Origin of the sequence: Pseudomonas sp. 2FE (assembly GCF_005503735.1) — a bacterium.
Taxonomy (GTDB): Bacteria; Pseudomonadota; Gammaproteobacteria; order Pseudomonadales; family Pseudomonadaceae; genus Aquipseudomonas.
This window is the reverse complement of the sequence record NZ_SCMO01000004.1, coordinates 1-15,897: the sequence shown is the minus strand read 5'-3', so window position 1 is coordinate 15,897 and position 15,897 is coordinate 1. Positions and strand designations below refer to the sequence as shown.

14 protein-coding genes and 2 pseudogenes are annotated in these 15,897 nt (G+C 62.4%); 5 read left to right on the top strand and 11 right to left on the bottom strand.

The window, feature by feature from the left end:
• Window positions 1-112: 112 nt before the first annotated feature.
• Window positions 113-325, top strand: a pseudogene (locus tag FFS12_RS09155) (LysR family transcriptional regulator); the annotation flags it as partial.
• 158 nt (window positions 326-483) lie between these two features.
• Entirely contained in the window at window positions 484-615 is a 132-nt protein-coding gene (locus FFS12_RS20370; RefSeq protein ID WP_305955920.1) for a PA1414 family protein, read from the top strand.
• A 153-nt stretch (window positions 616-768) separates the two neighbouring features.
• Here FFS12_RS20370 and FFS12_RS09145 read toward each other — a convergent pair.
• The 8 genes and pseudogenes from FFS12_RS09145 to speB all read right to left on the bottom strand — a co-directional run.
• Window positions 769-975: pseudogene (locus FFS12_RS09145) on the bottom strand (hypothetical protein); the annotation flags it as partial.
• Window positions 976-1,064: 89 nt separating this feature from the next.
• Window positions 1,065-1,787, bottom strand: a complete 723-nt coding sequence (locus FFS12_RS09140) for a class II aldolase/adducin family protein (RefSeq protein WP_218568969.1) — start codon at window positions 1,785-1,787, stop codon at window positions 1,065-1,067.
• Between the two features lie 9 nt (window positions 1,788-1,796).
• On the bottom strand, window positions 1,797-2,528 hold the full coding sequence (locus FFS12_RS09135; RefSeq protein WP_137886559.1) for an amino acid ABC transporter ATP-binding protein: 732 nt from the start codon (window positions 2,526-2,528) through the stop codon (window positions 1,797-1,799).
• Window positions 2,529-2,538: 10 nt separating this feature from the next.
• Complete coding sequence (locus tag FFS12_RS09130) at window positions 2,539-3,279, bottom strand: amino acid ABC transporter permease (RefSeq protein ID WP_137886558.1); 741 nt, start codon at window positions 3,277-3,279, stop codon at window positions 2,539-2,541.
• Window positions 3,280-3,419: 140 nt separating this feature from the next.
• Window positions 3,420-4,244 carry an ABC transporter substrate-binding protein gene (locus tag FFS12_RS09125; protein WP_137886557.1) on the bottom strand — a complete coding sequence of 275 codons (825 nt, stop codon included), beginning with the start codon at window positions 4,242-4,244 and terminating at the stop codon, window positions 3,420-3,422.
• Window positions 4,245-4,309: 65 nt separating this feature from the next.
• Window positions 4,310-5,833, bottom strand: a complete 1,524-nt coding sequence (locus tag FFS12_RS09120; protein WP_137886556.1) for a cytosine permease — start codon at window positions 5,831-5,833, stop codon at window positions 4,310-4,312.
• Window positions 5,834-5,862: 29 nt separating this feature from the next.
• Window positions 5,863-6,267 carry a nuclear transport factor 2 family protein gene (locus tag FFS12_RS09115; RefSeq protein ID WP_137886555.1) on the bottom strand — a complete coding sequence of 135 codons (405 nt, stop codon included), beginning with the start codon at window positions 6,265-6,267 and terminating at the stop codon, window positions 5,863-5,865.
• Complete coding sequence (speB, locus tag FFS12_RS09110) at window positions 6,264-7,223, bottom strand: agmatinase (protein ID WP_137886554.1); 960 nt, start codon at window positions 7,221-7,223, stop codon at window positions 6,264-6,266. The genes FFS12_RS09115 and speB overlap by 4 nt, the downstream gene beginning before the upstream one ends.
• A 224-nt stretch (window positions 7,224-7,447) precedes the next feature.
• Between speB and FFS12_RS09105 the strand changes: the two genes are divergently transcribed.
• Both FFS12_RS09105 and FFS12_RS09100 read left to right on the top strand, forming a co-directional pair.
• Complete coding sequence (locus tag FFS12_RS09105) at window positions 7,448-8,341, top strand: LysR family transcriptional regulator (protein ID WP_137820281.1); 894 nt, start codon at window positions 7,448-7,450, stop codon at window positions 8,339-8,341.
• 230 nt (window positions 8,342-8,571) lie between these two features.
• Entirely contained in the window at window positions 8,572-9,180 is a 609-nt protein-coding gene (locus FFS12_RS09100) for a tRNA-uridine aminocarboxypropyltransferase (RefSeq protein ID WP_137886553.1), read from the top strand.
• A gap of 90 nt (window positions 9,181-9,270) precedes the next feature.
• On the opposite strand, the gene FFS12_RS09095 is transcribed toward FFS12_RS09100, so the two are convergent.
• From FFS12_RS09095 to FFS12_RS09085, 3 genes are read right to left on the bottom strand one after another with little or no spacing between them, the layout of a single operon-like run.
• The gene (locus FFS12_RS09095; protein WP_137886552.1) at window positions 9,271-10,629 is read right to left on the bottom strand and encodes an HlyD family type I secretion periplasmic adaptor subunit; all 1,359 of its coding nucleotides are present in this window, start codon (window positions 10,627-10,629) and stop codon (window positions 9,271-9,273) included.
• 10 nt (window positions 10,630-10,639) lie between these two features.
• Complete coding sequence (locus tag FFS12_RS09090; RefSeq protein WP_137886551.1) at window positions 10,640-12,799, bottom strand: type I secretion system permease/ATPase; 2,160 nt, start codon at window positions 12,797-12,799, stop codon at window positions 10,640-10,642.
• Between the two features lie 23 nt (window positions 12,800-12,822).
• Window positions 12,823-14,178 carry a TolC family outer membrane protein gene (locus FFS12_RS09085; protein WP_137886550.1) on the bottom strand — a complete coding sequence of 452 codons (1,356 nt, stop codon included), beginning with the start codon at window positions 14,176-14,178 and terminating at the stop codon, window positions 12,823-12,825.
• A gap of 460 nt (window positions 14,179-14,638) precedes the next feature.
• Between FFS12_RS09085 and FFS12_RS09080 the strand changes: the two genes are divergently transcribed.
• The coding region (locus FFS12_RS09080; protein ID WP_171011847.1) for a retention module-containing protein at window positions 14,639-15,897 on the top strand (1,259 nt) is incomplete at its 3' end.

The window sequence follows — 15,897 nt, the reverse complement described above, 5'->3', positions numbered from 1 at the left end:
AGCCCGCCTGCCTGGCTGACTAATTGGGCGCTTGCCGAAACCGACGTCTTTGGCGTCTTCGGTATCGGTTTGCGCCTGGTAACCTCGGCGCTGGTTCTGAGCGGTCACGCCAGGCAGGCTCGCCTGCGTGATGGTCGGCGGCGGGGTGGCGCTGGTGCTGCTCGACAGCCTGCCGGAGCGCGAGGGCGTGACCGTACATCGGTTGCCCACGCATTTTGCCCGGGCCAGTACCTGGCTGATGTGGCGCAAGGGCATGCTTGGTGCCAATCTGAAAGGGTGGATTGGGCTGTTAGCGGCTCAATCCGGGGAAAGAGCCGTGGAGTGATCCAGATCAGCCTAGAGCGTCACCGCAAGGGCTGTTTTTGCAAGCGAAGGAAGATCTTGCCGCGACCTGAGGTCGATGTGCTGGATCAGTGGTTCCGAGGGGAGGGTGCAGAAACAATCGACTGCCCGACTCGCTCGCTGTTTAGAGAGGGACTTACGATGAAAATTTGGCTACGTACTTTGGCGTGGAAACTGTCTGTCGCGTTTGGTTTGATTGCGCCGCCACGCCTGCAACCAATTCCTATCCACAGTGATGAGCAACGCCGTCTGGTCAAGCAGCGTCGGCGTTGAGTGCCTAACTCCGATCGGATCACGCAGTTGCCCGCAGGCAGTCAATAGCCGGCGGGGCTGCGTGTAACTGAAACTCCCCCGCGCTATCCGAACCCTTAGGGGTGGAAGGGCGCTTCTTCGCGCACCTCGATCAGCCGCGGCCGGCAGGCCTTAGCCGCGGGTGCCATAGCCGGTGGAGGAGTTTAACCAACGGCGTGGGCCGTCCAGGTCGAGCAGATGGTTGCCGCCGTAGAGGGTCTGGGTCGAGTCGCCGACGAAGCGCGCCTCGGGCAGCACGACCAAGATGTTGTCGAACAACTGGCGCTAATGCGCCCAGCCGCTAAAGTCTTCCGCCAGCTTGCTACCTACAGTTGCGGCGCGCTATTGCCCACACTGCGCCATTGGTAAAGGTTCCAGCGGGTGTTTTGCGGATGTTCTGCTGTGCGGATGTTCTGCGAGTGCTCGGGGCCTCAGTTTTTATAAGCCGGGTCGAGGCGCTCGAGCTTGCGCAGCCAGGCCTCCCAGAGCAGCTGGCGTTGCCACTCGGCGCCCTGGAATTGTTCGCAGGCGTGCTGGCTGAGTTTGCCCGGCATCTCCCGCACGCCTTGCAGCGCTGCGGCGCTCAGCTGGATCTCGCAGGCCTTGTTCAGGTAATACATGACGTAGAAGGCATCGGCGACGCTGGCGCCGACACTGAGCAGACCGTGATGGCGCAGGATCAGCGCGATGTTGTCGGCGAGCGAGGCGACCAGGCGCTCGCGCTCGCCGAGGTCGAGGGCAATGCCTTCGTAGTCGTGGTAACCGACCCGCTGGTAGAACTCGGCACTGATCTGGTTCAGCTGCGCCAGGCCAGCGTCCGTCGCGGCCACCGCCATGCCGGCGAGCGTGTGGGTATGGATCACGCAGTGCGCATCCTCACGCGCCATGTGCATGGCGCTGTGGATGGTGAAGCCGGCGACGTTGTAGTCGGCATTGCCGTCGAGCACCTGGCCGTGCAGGTCGACGACTATCAGGTCGCTGGCGCGCACCTCCTCGAACAGCAGGCCGAAGGGGTTGATCAAAAAGCGCGGCTCGCGGCCCGGCAGGCGCACCGAGAAATGCGTGTAGAGGGTGTCGTCCCAGCCGAATAGGGCGGCCAGGCGGTAGGCTGCAGCCAGGTCGCGGCGCAGGGTGGCTTCGGTCGGTATGTGCATGGGCCGCAATCAGTGGCTGATCTGTGAGAGAAAGGCGCGGGTGCGGGCATGTTTCGGGTGGTCGAAGAACTCGGCCGGGGTGGCGGTCTCGACGATTTGGCCGGCGTCCATGAACACCACGCGGTCGGCGACCTTGCGGGCGAACCCCATCTCGTGGGTGACGCAGAGCATGGTCATGCCCTCCAGGGCCAGTTCGGTCATCACATCGAGTACCTCGCCGACCATTTCCGGGTCGAGCGCCGAGGTCGGTTCATCGAACAGCATCACCTTGGGGTTCATGCACAGCGCCCGGGCGATGGCCACGCGTTGCTGTTGGCCGCCGGAGAGCTGGCCGGGTTTCTTGTGCGCCTGGGAGCCGATATGCACGCGGTTCAGGTAGCGCAGGGCCTGCTCCTCGGCCGCCGCGTGCGACAGGCCGCGGACCTTCATCGGCGCCAGGGTGCAGTTCTCCAGCACCGTCAGGTGCGGGAACAGGTTGAAGTTCTGGAACACCATGCCGACCTCACGGCGCACATTGGCGCTGCCGTGCTTGCTCGACACGTCCTGATTTTCCACGGTGATGGTGCCGGTGTCGTGCGGCGACAGGCGGTTTATGCAGCGGATCAGGGTCGATTTGCCGGAGCCGGATGGACCGCAGATGACGATCTTCTCGCCCTGGCTGACCGAGAGGTTGATGCCTTGCAGCACTTGAAAGTCGTCGTAGCGTTTGCCGACGTTTTCCAGACGGATGATTTCGTTCATGGCGAGCTCCTCAGATGCGCCGCATACGGGCGAGGGTGCGTTGCAGCAGGCCGACACTCTTAGCGCCGGCGCTCACGTGGTCCCAGGACAGGCGACGTTCCAGGCGCAGTTGCAGCCAGGTCAGGGTGTAGACCATGACCAGGTAGTAGACCAGCGCCACCGCGTAGTACTCGGAGAACTGGAAGGTGGTGGAGACCGTTTGCGAGGTCACCGCCATCAGTTCCTGCAGGGAGATCACCGAGGCCAATGAGGTGATCTTGAGCAGGGTGATGAACTCGTTGGCGGTCGGCGGAATAGCGATACGCGCCGCCTGCGGCAGGGTGATGTAGCGGAAGATCTGCCAGCGCGACAGGCCCAGCGCATGACCGGCGGCGTACTGGCCCTTGTCCAAGGCTTTCAGTGCACCGCGGTTGATCTCCACCTGATAGGCCGCCTCGTTGATGCTGAGGGCGATCCAGGCGGCGAAGAAGGGGGTGAACCAAGCCTCGCGGAAAATCGGGAAGAATTGCGGCAGGGCATTCCAGACGAACAGCAACTGCAGCAGGGTGGGGGCACCACGAAATACGCTGAGGACGCCGCGCAGCAGCGTGCGCGCCGGGTTATTCGGGCCATCCAGCGCCAGTGCGGCGGGTACCGACAGGGCGATGCCGACCGAGTGGGCGAGCAGCGCCAGCACCAGGGTGATGCAGGCGCCCTTGAAGAACGGGTAGGACGTCAGGGCGTCCCAGAAGACGGCTACATCGAAGTGCATGAGCGTGTCCTTTGGTGAAGGGAGCGGTTGTATAGGGCGTCGCCCTGGTTCGCAGGGCAACGCGCCTGTCCGGCGCCGTGCTGGCCTACGCCGCCGGTTGGCGTAGGCGCAGCTGGCACGGCTTTAGTGTCAAGCCGGCATCACTGCCCGGCGGTTTCCACGTTGGCCGGATCGAGCTTCCACTTCTCGCTGATAGCCTTCAGCGTACCGTCGGCCTTGAGCGCCTTCACGGCGTCCTGGACGGCCTGCTTGTCCGCTGGGTTCGGGCGCATATAGGCACCGAAAATGTCCTTTTCCGGGAAGCTGTAGAGGGTCTTGAACTGACCCGGTGTCTGCAGTTCGCGGTAGGCGATTTCGGTGTCCTGGGACAGCCCGGCGGCGGCGCGGCCGACCAGCACTTGCTGGGCTACGTCGCTGCCCTTGGGGTAGGTTTGCAGGGTGGCTGGAATCTTACCGGCGGCCGTCAGCTGCGCGTTGAGCTTCTCCATGATCGCCACATAACGGGTGCCGGACTGCACCGCGACGACCTTGCCGGAAAGATCATCCAGCGAGTTCAGTTTGAGGTCGCTCTTACCACCGCCGAAGACGATGGTGGCGCTGGCCAGGTAGGGCACGGCGTTAAGCTTCTGGGTGCGCTCGGGGGTGATCAAGGTACCGCTGATCACCACATCGCAACGCTTGGACTCCAGGCCCGGCAGCAGGCCGGTGAACTCGGTGACGATGAAGCGGGCTTGCACCCCCCAGTGTTTGGCCAGGGCGCGGATCAGGTCGGCGTCGAAGCCGCTGGGCTCGCGGTCGCCGGACTTCTCGAAGAACTCCAGCGGCGGGAAGGTCGGATCGGAGCAGACCTGGAAGCTGCCGGAACTGAGGAACGACGGCTTGCTTTCAGCAGCCTGCAGGGTCGGGCACAGCGCTGTGACAAGCAGGCCCAGCAGGGCAATCAGGTGAGTGGGACGAGTGCGCATCGGTAACTCCTTTAGCGGGCTTGGTGCAGCGGTTATTGGCAATAGCAAAGTAAAGCCGTTTGTTGTTATGCAGCTTCGGGGGAGCTTTTGGAGCTTAGTTGCTGGCTGGTCTTGCGGCTGCCGATCCAGCGCGGCCCTTGGGGGCCGTACACCTCGGCGGGTTCCGGGAACAGGCTCAGCAGTACCAGGTAAAGCAGGGATGCCAGGCCGAGGGTGACGGGCAGGCTGATATCGATACCGCCGGCCAGTTCACCCAGCGGGCCGACGAACTGTCCTGGCAGGTTGACGAAGCACAGGCCGATCAGTGCGCTGGGAATCCAGGCACCCATGCCGCGCCAGTTCCAGCCGTGGGTGAACCAGTAGCGGCCGCCGGTTTCGCCGCGGGTGAAGACTTGCAGATCATCCGGGCAGTAGAAGCCGCGGCGAATGATCAGGCCGAGGATCATGATCACCATCCACGGGCTGGTGCAGGTGATGATCAGCACGGCGAAGGTCGACACGCTCTGCACCAGGTTGAAGGCGAAGCGGCCGATGAAGATGAAACCGATCGACAGCACGCCGATCAGCAACGTGGCTTTGACCCGGCTGAGCACCCGTGGAAATACGCTGGACATGTCCAGGCCGGTGCCATAGAGCGCGGTGGTGCCGGTGGACATGCCGCCGATCACCGCGATCAGGCACACCGGCAGGAAGAACCAGCTCGGCGACACGGCGAGCAGGCCGCCGACATAGTTGTTCGCGGCGATGTAGTCCGGCGCGTTGGCCGCCACTATGGTGGCGGTGACCAGGCCGAAGAAGAACGGGATCAGGGTGGCGATCTGCGCTGCGATCACCGCCAGCATGATCCGGCCCTTGGAGGTCTGCCGCGGGATGTAGCGCGACCAGTCGCCGAGGAAGGCGCCGAACGACACCGGGTTGCTCATCGCCAGCAGGGTGGCGCCGATGAAGGCGGCCCAGAAGCCTTCGGCGCCCAGGTTCACGCTACCGGCGAAGTTGGCGTCGAACGGCCCGGCGAAGGCGAAGATGCCGAGCAGGAACAGCAGGCTGGCGGCCCACACCGCAATCTTATTGACCCAGAGCATGAAGCGGAAACCGTAGATGCACACGGTCAGCACCAGAATGGCGAACAGGCCGTAGGCCAGGCCCAGGGTCAGGTCGGTTTCCGGCAGGCCGATCAGGCGCTTGGCGCCGCCGACCAGGGCATCGCCCGAACTCCACACCGACAGCGAGAAGAAGGCGATGGCGGTGAGCAGCGACAGGAAGGAGCCGACGATCCGCCCGTGCACGCCGAAGTGCGCACCGGAAGAGACCGCGTTGTTGCTGCCGTTGAGCGGGCCGAACAGGCCCATTGGCGCGAGGATGATCGAGCCGACCAGTACGCCGAGCAGGATCGCCCAGACCCCGGCCTGGAACGAGAGGCCGAAGAGTACCGGGAAACTGCCGAGCACGGCGGTGGCGAAGGTGTTGGCACCGCCGAAGATCAGGCGAAACAGGTCGATCGGTTTGGCGTTGCGTTCGGCGTCGGGAATCTGTTCGACGCCGAAGGTTTCGATCTGGGTAATGGCTTGCTCTTTATTTTTGTTATGCATGATTTCCCTCCCGGGAGCGATTCAGCAGATCAGGTCGATGGCCGGTGCTCCGGCATTGCCGACAAGTGCTCGTGACAGGCCAGCCAACGGCCCGCTTGTGGTTGCTGGCGAAAGACGATGGTCTCGCGCTCCAGACTCAGGCTTTCGCTGCCCTGAATGCGTAGCCGGGTGCTGACGTCGTGGATAAAAATCGCGACATCGCCCTGCAGGCTGACAAATTGATTGCTCGAGGTGCAGGCGAGCACCTCGAAACCCTCGCGCTGCCAGCTTTCCCACAGCTCGCGATAGGCCGCACGCGAGAGCAGCGGCTGTTCGCAGGTATGGAAGACGAAGCTGGCGTCTTCGCTGAAGGCCGCGAAGTAGGCTTGGGTGTCATTGCTGGCGAAGGCTGCCACCAACTGGCGGGCAGCCTCGAGTACTTGTTGGCTGCTCATCGGTGCTGCACACCCGGCAGCACGCAGAGCATTTCGTACAGCAGGTTGGCGCCGAGCAGCGAGGTGTTGCCGCTGGTGTCGTAGGGCGGGGAAACTTCCACCACGTCGCAACCGATCAGATCCAGGCCCTGGCAGCCGCGGATGATCTCGATCGCTTGGATGGTGGTCAGGCCGCCGATTTCCGGGGTGCCGGTGCCGGGTGCCCAGGCGGGGTCGATGCCGTCGATATCGAAGCTCAGATAGACCGGGCCGCCGCCGACTTTCTCGCGCACTTCGGCCATCAGCGGTGCCAGCGACTTGTGCCAGCACTCTTCGGCCTGGACTACGCGAAAGCCCTGTTTGCGGCTCCAGTTGAAGTCCTCGCTGGTGTAGCCCTGGGCACGCAGGCCGATCTGCACGACGCGGTCGCAGTCCAGCAGGTCTTCTTCCACCGCGCGGCGGAAGGTGGTGCCGTGGGCGATTTTCTCGCCGAACATGTGGTCGTTGACATCGGCGTGGGCGTCGATATGCACCAGGCCGACCTTGCCGTGCTTCTTCTTGATCGCCCGCAGGATCGGCAGGGTGATGGTGTGGTCACCACCGAGGGTCAGCGGCAGGATGCCGTGGCCGAGGATGCGGTCGTATTCCTCCTCGATGATGCGTACGGCGTCCAGCAGGTTGAAGGTGTTGATCGCCACGTCGCCGATATCGGCGACGTTCAGCGAGTCGAACGGTGCGGCGCCGGTGGCCATGTTGTACGGGCGGATCATCACCGATTCGACGCGGATTTCACGGGGGCCGAAGCGGGTGCCGGGGCGCAGGGAGGTGCCGATGTCCAGGGGCACACCGACAAAGGCGGCATCCAGCGCGTCGAGTTCGGCGGGAGCCTGGATATGTGGCAGGCGCATCATGGTGGCGATGCCGCCGAAACGGGGCATTTCGTTACCGCCCAGGGGCTGATGGAGGATCTTGTCCACGGGGTGGCCTCGAGGTTGTTGTGGTTGTAGGAGTTGGGCGGATTCTGCTCAGGGCAGCCGGCGGGAAAAATCGCTGGTGGCAAATACTTAGTTCAGAGATTTCTAAACTAACGGCCGCTGGGTAGACTGGCTTTTTTGTAGGAGCGGGCCATGCCCGCGAAGATCAAGCATCGCGGGCATGGCCCGCTCCTACGGAACCCATTCGCCCCTGCCGTGGAGCCCCGATGAGCCAAGTCCTCCCCGACCTGAAACTGCTGCGGATCTTCGTCAGCGTGGTGCGCCACCAGGGCTTCGCGGCGGCGCAACAGGAGCTGAACCTGTCGACCTCGGCGATCAGTACCTATATGAGCCAGTTGGAAGGCCAGCTCGGCCTCAGCCTGTGCCATCGCGGCCGTGGGGGGTTCAGCCTGACCAGCAAGGGCGAGCTGTTCTTCCAGGAAACCTTGCGTTTGCTCGGTGAGATGGAAGGTTTCGAGCGCTATGCGGCGGCGCTCAAGGGCGAGCTACGCGGCACGCTTAATCTGGGCGTGCTCGACTCCACCGTCAGCGACCCGTCGCTGCCCTTGGCCGAGGCCATCGGCGCCTACAGTGAAGAGCACCCGGCGGTGCACCTCCATCTATCGGTGATGAGCCCTTACGAGTTGCAACTGGGGGTGCTGGACAACCGCCTGGACCTGGCCATCGGGGCCTTCTCGACGCGGATGAACGGTCTGGTTTATCAGCCGCTGTACCGTGAGCAACATTGGCTGTATTGCAGTGACCGCCACTCCTTATTTGCCGAGCGGCGGATTCCGGCGGAAGTCATCACCCAGCAACGCATGGTCGGTCGCGGATATTGGAGCCAGGCGGAGCTGGCGCGGCACGGTTTCAAGCACAGCGCGGCAACGGTGGAGAGTATGGAGGCGCAGTTGATCCTGGTGCTGTCCGGCGCTTACATCGGTTATCTGCCCGAGCATTACGCACAGTCCTGGGTCGAACAGGGCCGCCTCCGCGCCTTGCTGCCGACGACTTTCGGCTATCAGGCACCGTTCTCGCTGACGCTGCGCCGCGGGCGCTCCCGCGAGCCGCTGCTCCAGACTTTCCGCGATCTGCTCAAGGCCCAACTCAATCAGCGTTGAGGGGCGATCTAACAGGCCGTTGAAAAACTACTGCACTAGGCTATGCGGCGTTGAAATCAGCCTAAAAATGCTCATTTACAGCACGTAAACTGCGCTTTTTCGGCTGATTTCGCCTTGCCTTGCCTTGCCTTGCCTTGCCTAGCCGTCGCTCGCTACCTTTTTCAACGGCCTGCTAAGGCCGGGCGCTCAGTCCATTTGAGTGGCACACTGCGCGCCGAGGAGAGCCCTGCATGTCCCGTCCGCAATGTCCCCGCTGTTCACGACCTACCAGCCATTGTCTATGCCCGCTGATTCCATCCCTGAATAGCCGTACCCGTGTGCTGATCCTGCAGCATCCGAGCGAGGTCAGGCATGCCTTGAATACCGCGCGGCTGGCGGCCTTGGGGTTGAACAATGCCGAGCTGGTGGTGGGCGAAGTGTTCGGCGATTTAGCGGTCTTGCTGGAGCAGCCGGGGTATCAAGCCTGCCTACTGTTTCCCGGCGAGCCCGCACAGCCGCTGAGCGAGTACGCCGCTGCGCGTGAGGGCTTGCCGTTACTGCTGGTGGTGCCGGATGGCACCTGGCGCAAAGCCAGCAAACTGCTGTACCTCAACCCAGCGTTAGCAGCTCTGCCACGAATGACACTGCCGGAGGGCTGTGCCTCACGCTACCGTCTGCGCAAGGCGCCGATGGCCGGTGCTTTGTCGACTATCGAGGCGATTGTGCAGGCGTTGGAGATCATCGAGGCGCCGGCTAGTTTTGCGGAGTTGCTGCGGCCGTTCGAAGCATTGATCGAGGGGCAGATTGAAGCGATGGGGGCGGAGACGTTTAGACGCAATCATGGTGCGGATAGCGTTTAGCGGTTTAGGCCGGGGAGGCTATAGACCGTAGGCTGGGTTTCGCCAAAAACGGCTCTACCCAGCCTACAGATGCCGCGATAGGTAAGCGAATCAGCGCTCGCGCATGGCCTCGGCGCGGGCTTTGAGTACTGGCTTGAGCAGGTAGTCCAACACGCTTTTCTCGCCGGTGATGATGTCCACCGTGGCGACCATGCCGGGGATGATCAGCAGGGGATGATCATCCTGACCCAGATGGTTCTTATCGGTGCGCACCTGGATCAGGTAGAAGCTGTTGTCCTTGTCGTCGGTCACGGTATCGGCGCCAATCAGTTCGAGCTTGGCCTTCATCCCGCCGTAGATGGTGTAGTCATAGGCGGTGAACTTGACCATGGCGCTCTGGCCCGGGTGGAGAAAAGCCACGTCTTGCGGGCGCACGCGGGCCTCGATCAGCAGGTTGTCTTCCAGTGGGACGATTTCCAGCATGTCGCTGCCCGGCTGCACCACGCCGCCGATGGTGTTGATCTTCAGCTGTTTGATGATGCCACGCACCGGGGAAAGGACGGTGGTGCGGCTGACCCGATCCTGAATGGCGACGCTGGTGGCGGTGATCTTTTGCAGCTCGGTGCGTTTTTCATTGAGCTCTTTGGCGGCGTCGGAACGAAACGCCAGTTCGGACTCCTCGATCTTGCTTTTGATTTCGTTGATGGCCGCCTCGGCGCGTGGAATCGCCAGGGTGGTGGCGTCCATCGAGCCGCGTATCTCGACGGCACTGCGGCGCAGCCGGAGAATTTCCACCGGGGAGATGGCGCCGCTGGCGACCAGCGGTTCGGACATGTTCAGTTCCTGCTGGAGCAGGCCCAGACTCGAGCGGTACTGCTGCTGTTTCGAGCGAAACTCAGCCAGCTCCTGGGTTTTCTGCCGTAACTGCTCGCCGAGGGTGCGTTGTTCGCTATCCAGGCGTTTTTGCCGCGAGCTATACAGCGCCATTTCGTCTTCGGCGAGTTGTGGCGCGTTGCCGGTGATTTCTTCCGACAGGGCAATCGGTCGGCCTTCGGCCTCGGCGGCCAAGCGCTCGACGCGGGCGACCAGGGCCAGGCGGTCGGCCTCGGTTTCACCTTGGTTGGAAAGGAAGCGGGTGTCGTCCAGCCGCAGTAATTTGTCGCCCTTGTTCACCACCTGCCCCTCACGGACGAAGATCTCCGTGACGATGCCACCTTCTAGGTTTTGGATGACCTGTACCTTGCTGGAGGGTATGGCTTTACCTTCGCCGGTCGTGACTTCCTCGAGCACGGCGAAATTGGCCCACACCAGTGCGCTGAGGAGGAGGGCGCCGACCACCCAGAGCGTCACCCGTGACAGCCAGGGCGAATCCTCCAGCGCGGCGCCGTCCACCTCCGGCATGAATTCGGTGTCCTGCTGCTGTTGGCGCAGGCTGGCGAAGTAACCGCGAATCGACGTAGGGAGTTCCATGCGCGGCCTGCTAAACGGTTGCCGGGCCAACGCGGCCCTTGCGCAAGGCTTCGATCACCGACTCTTTCGGGCCGTCGGCGACAATCTGGCCGTTGTCCAACACTATCAGTCGCTCCACCAGGCTGAGCATGGAGGAGCGATGGGTGATCAGCAGCAGCGTCTTGCCCTGCGTCCAGGCTTGCAGGCGGTTACGGAGGATCTCCTCGCTGCTGTTATCCATGGCGCTGGTCGGCTCGTCGAGCAGCAGAATCGGTGGGTCGAGCAGCAGGGCGCGGGCGAGTAGCAGCGCCTGACGCTGGCCGCCGGAGAGCAGTTGGCCGCGCTCACCGACTGGGCGGTCGAAGCCTTGCGGATGTTGCCGGGCCAACTCACTGACCCCGGTCATCTCGGCCACTTCGAGCATGCGCGCGTCGCTGACATAGCGGGCGCCGAGGGTCAGGTTGTCGCGCAGGCTGCCGGAGAGTAGAGGCAGGTCATGGGCCACATAGCCAATCTGATGGCGCAGGTCGGCGACGTCGAGTTGGCGCAGGTCGAGGCCATCCAGTAGGAGTTGGCCTTCATCCGGGGTATAGAACCCCATCACCAGTCGCGCCAGGGTGCTTTTCCCTGAGCCGCTGCGGCCGATGATGCCGATGCGCTCGCCTGCCGCCAGGTGCAGGCCGACATTGGTCAGTGCCGGCGTGCTTTGCCCTGGGTAGCGGAAATTCACCTGCTGCACATCCAGCGCACCTTGCAGGTGGGTACGCTCCAGTGGCCGTTGTTTGGCCTGGCGCTCCTGTGGCAAGGCCATCAGCGCGTCGGTGCTTTTCATGGTGATTTGCGCTTGTTGGTAGCGGGTAATCAGCCCGGCTATCTGCCCAAGCGGGGCCATGACCCGGCTGCCCAGCATGTAGCAAGCCACCAGGGCGCCGACACTCAGGTCGCCGGCAATGATGCTGTAGACGCCGGCGACTATGGTGGCCATGCCGGAGAATTGCTGGAGGAACAGGGTGCCGTTAGTGGCCAGGGCGCAGAGGTGGCGCGCGTGCGCATCGAGGCGGGTCAGCGCGCCATGGGTGGTTTCCCATTTGTGCTGACGTTCGCTTTCGGCACCGCAGGCTTTCAGGGTTTCCAGGCCGCCGAGTGTTTCGATCAATAGGGCTTGACGCTCGGCGCCGAGGGCCAGGCTCTTCTGTACGGTGTCGCGCAGACGCGACTGGATGAGCAGGGCGAAGAGGGCGGTGAGCGGGAACGTCAAGAGCGGAATCACCACGATCCAGCCGGCGAGCAAGCCGATCACCACAATCATCAGCAGCGCAAAAGGCAGGTCGATGATGCTGGTCAGGGTCACCGCGGTGAGAAATTCACGCAGGCCCTGGAAGTCATGAATGCTTTGGGCGAAGCCGCCGACGCTGGCGGGCCGGGCTTTCATCGACATGCCGGTGATGCGCTCGAACAGTGTGGCAGAGAGCACCACGTCGGTTTTCTTGCCGGCAACATCGAGGAGATGGGCGCGCAGCACGCGCAATAGCAGTTCGAACAGGGTGCCGATCAGCAGGCCGATGGACAGCACCCAAAGGGTCGCGGTGGCCTGGTTGGGGACGACGCGGTCGTAGGTCTGCATGACAAACAGCGGCACCATCAGGCCCAGCACGTTGATCAGCAAGCTGGCCAGAATCGCGTCGGTATACAGCCAGCGTGAGAGCTTGAGGGTGTCGCGGAACCAGGCTTCGACCCGTGGTACCAAGGGGCTGCGCAGGTCTTCCAGTTCATGGCGTGGGCGGGCGAACAGTGCCTGGCCACTGTACTCGGCAGCCAGTGTCTCGCGGCTGACCCACTGCTCACCACCTTCCGCCTCGCTGGGTAGAATCAGTGCTTGATCCTTTGCCCCCCATTGGCGGAGCACCGCGCTGCGGCCGCCTTTCAGCAACAGCAGAACGGGCAGATTGAGTGCGGAGATGGCGCTCAGTTCACGGCGCAACAGCCGGCCCTGCAATCCCGCCCGCGCCGCCGCCCGCGGCAGGAGCTCGGCGCTAAGCCGTTGCTCGGGCATGGGTAAGCCTGCACTCAGGCTGCCACGGCTGGCGGAGCAACCGTGCAGGTTGCAGAGGATCAACAAACCATCTAGCAACGGATCATCATGGCTAAGCCGAGGATCTCCGGTTAGCCCTGTCCGTTCCATGGTCGTCACGATTTACTACTCCTAAGCCAGTACTACTTCATTTCCGGTAGCTGGGCCTCACTCTTCACTTCGTTCAGGGCAGTCGCTTCAGCCGGAAGAACAGTCCCCTGGGTACGCAACAACTCGCCCATGGCCGACATCACCCGATACATGGAGAACTCCTCGGTGTAACGCACCTCGGTATAGCGTCGATTGGCGGTGAAGAGCTCGTTCTCGCTGTCTAGCAAGTCGAGCAGGGTGCGTTGCCCCAGGCTGAACTGTTGTTGATAGGCCTCGCGAACCCGAGCGGTGTAGTTCGCATAGTCGCGGGCTTTTGGGGTTTGCAGACGGGCATTTTCCATCGCGTTCCAGGCCAGCGAGATGTTCTCGTTGATAATCCGCAGCGCATTGTTGCGAATATCCATCGACTGGTTGATCTGGTAGGCAGAGGACTGCAACCGCGCCTTGTCGCGCATGCCGTTAAACAAGTTGTAGTTCATCACTATCCCGGCGCGCCAAGAGTTGTCGTGGCCTTCGTCGCCTTGAGTGTTGTTATTGGCCTCAGTCGCCAGTTCCGCATCGAAGCGTGGATAGAACGGCGCCTTGGCCGCTTCATATTGCTTCTCGGCAGCCATCACGTCGGCTTGCGCGGACTTCAGGAAGGGGTTGTTCGCCATCACTGACTGCCGCGCGGCACCCAGCTCGGCGGGCACTTCGCCCTTGATCGTGGTGGGCGACTCCAGTTCATCCGGCAGGCGCCCGACGGCACTGAAGAAGCTGGACTCGGCATCGGCCAGGTTGACCTGTTCGGTGTAGAGGTTGTTTTCCGCCAGCGCCAAGCGCGCTTGGGATTGGTCAAGGTCGGCCGTGCTGCCTATGCCACGCTGGCTACGCAGACCCATCTGGTCGTTGATGCGTTGGTGCGCCTGCAGGTTGTTCTTGGCCAGTACGACCATTTCCCGGCGTTTCAGTACGTCCAGATAGACCTCGACGGTGCGTAACGCCAGGCTTTCTGAGGTGCCCTGAACGAAATAAGCCCGCGAGTTCACTACGGCTTTAGTGCGCGCGACTTCATTCGGGGTGTTGAACCCGTCAAAGAGCATTTGCCGCAAGCGCAGCTCGGACGTGCCATACGTCAGCGTTTCCTTGTTGTGGCCCACCAGCCCACGGGTAGTCGGGCTGTCAGTTTGCTCGCGGCCATAACCGGCGAGTGCGTCGACAGTCGGGAGATAACCACCCTTCGCGACCTTTACCTCTTCATCCGAGGAGAGCCGGTCGTTCATGCTGGCCTGAATCTCTGGATGGTTATCCACCGTGCTCTGAATCGCTTGCGATAGCGTCATCGCTTGAGTTTGGGCGCAGGCCATGGCCAGTAGCATGCTGCTCCACAGGGGGGTCAAAACGCGCATGAGGTACTTCTCCATGTTTAGATGCTTTGTTCCTGTCGCCAATAATTTGGCTAAATTTCCGGTTAAACCGTTTCAGGCTTTTAACAACAAAGCTAAGAACATCTTTATGGAGAAGCTAAGAAAAAATTCTCACAAGGGTTATGAGGAAAGAATCTTATGCACTCTGCCAAAACGAGCACATTGTTTTTCTCTAAGGGCCACGTTATCCGCTGGATTAGGCTTTCTGCGTGGCTAAAACAGACGGTCGAAAACGGTTTAGAGCGTAAGGGGCGGGGACTTATCTGATGGAGTCGTACGACGCTGGCTAGGGCGATATTTTTTTGACGTCATGGCTTTTTGAGGTGACCGCGTCGTTCCATTTTCTCAGTTGATTTCTTCGCACTCCCTCGGTTTTGAAAGGCTTTTGACCCTTTTGAAATACCGGTCGACGGTTGTCGACAGCTGTAGTGAGGGAGGAATCATGGCTACTTTAATCGGTGTCGTCAGCCAGGTTGTCGGCGAGGTCTATGCGGTAGCTGGTGATGGAGCGCGTCGACCTCTTACCGAAGGTGATCGTGTCTTCGCGGGTGAACAGCTGGTGACGGGCGCGGCCGGTGCCGTCGCGGTCACCCTGCGCAACGGTCAGGAGCTGACCCTGGGCCGTGATAGTAGCCTGGCGCTCGACGAGCAAATGATTGCCGCAGGCCATGACTCCCCGCCTCATGCCGGAGCAGCCCTTTCGGCAGTTCCCAGTGATCAAGAACTCACCGATGTTGAAAAACTGCAGGCCGCCATTGAGGCGGGTGTCGACCCGACTCTAGAGGGTGAAGCCACAGCCGCCGGCCCAAGAGTAGGTGGTGCAGCTAATGCCGGTGGCGGTCACTCCTTTGTGGTGCTGGATGCCGTGGGCGGCTCGGTTGAACCGGTGATTGGCTTCCCGACTGCCGGGCTCAACAGGGGGCCGGAATTTCCGGACCCTGAACCGCTTGGGACATCGGAGCCCGCACCCGCAGCTGTGCCGGATTTCGTGCCTGAAGCGGCCAACGACAGCAACAGCATCGCCGAAGACTCGGCCGCCGCGATCACCGGCAACGTGCTGGACAATGACGTGAGCGTGGACCTCCCGATCAGCTTCGTGTCCTGGACCAGCACCGCGGCCAGCTTCGGCACCTTCAGCGACACCGGCAGCGGTACCTACAGCTACAGCCTGGATAATGCCAACCCGGCGGTGCAGGCCCTGGACAGCGGTGAAAGCCTGAGCGAGACCTTCAGCTACACCATGCAGGACGCCGATGGCGATACCGCCACCGCGAGCCTGACCCTCACCATCACCGGCAGCAACGACGGGCCGCAGGTCAGCGTCGATCCGGGTAACGAGGGCGGCAACGACCAGGTCTCCGAAGCCGGCCTGGCGAGTGGTTCGGCTGCCGCCGGCAACGGCGAGTTCGCCACTGGCACTTTCCGTTTGAGCGACGCCGACGGCCTCGACGACTTGCAAAGCGTCACCCTCAACGGCACCACCGTGGCGCTGGGCAGCCTGGCGGGCAGCGTGTTCGCCGGCAGCAACGGCAGCTTGACCATCACCGCCTACGACAGCCTGACCGGGGTGGCCAGTTACAGCTATGAGCTGACCAGCCCGACCAGCGATGGCCCTGGGCTTGAAACCGAGGTCTTCAGCCTGAGCGTCTCGGACGGCACCGCCTCGTCGGCCCCGGCGAGCCTCGTCATCGAGATCCTCGA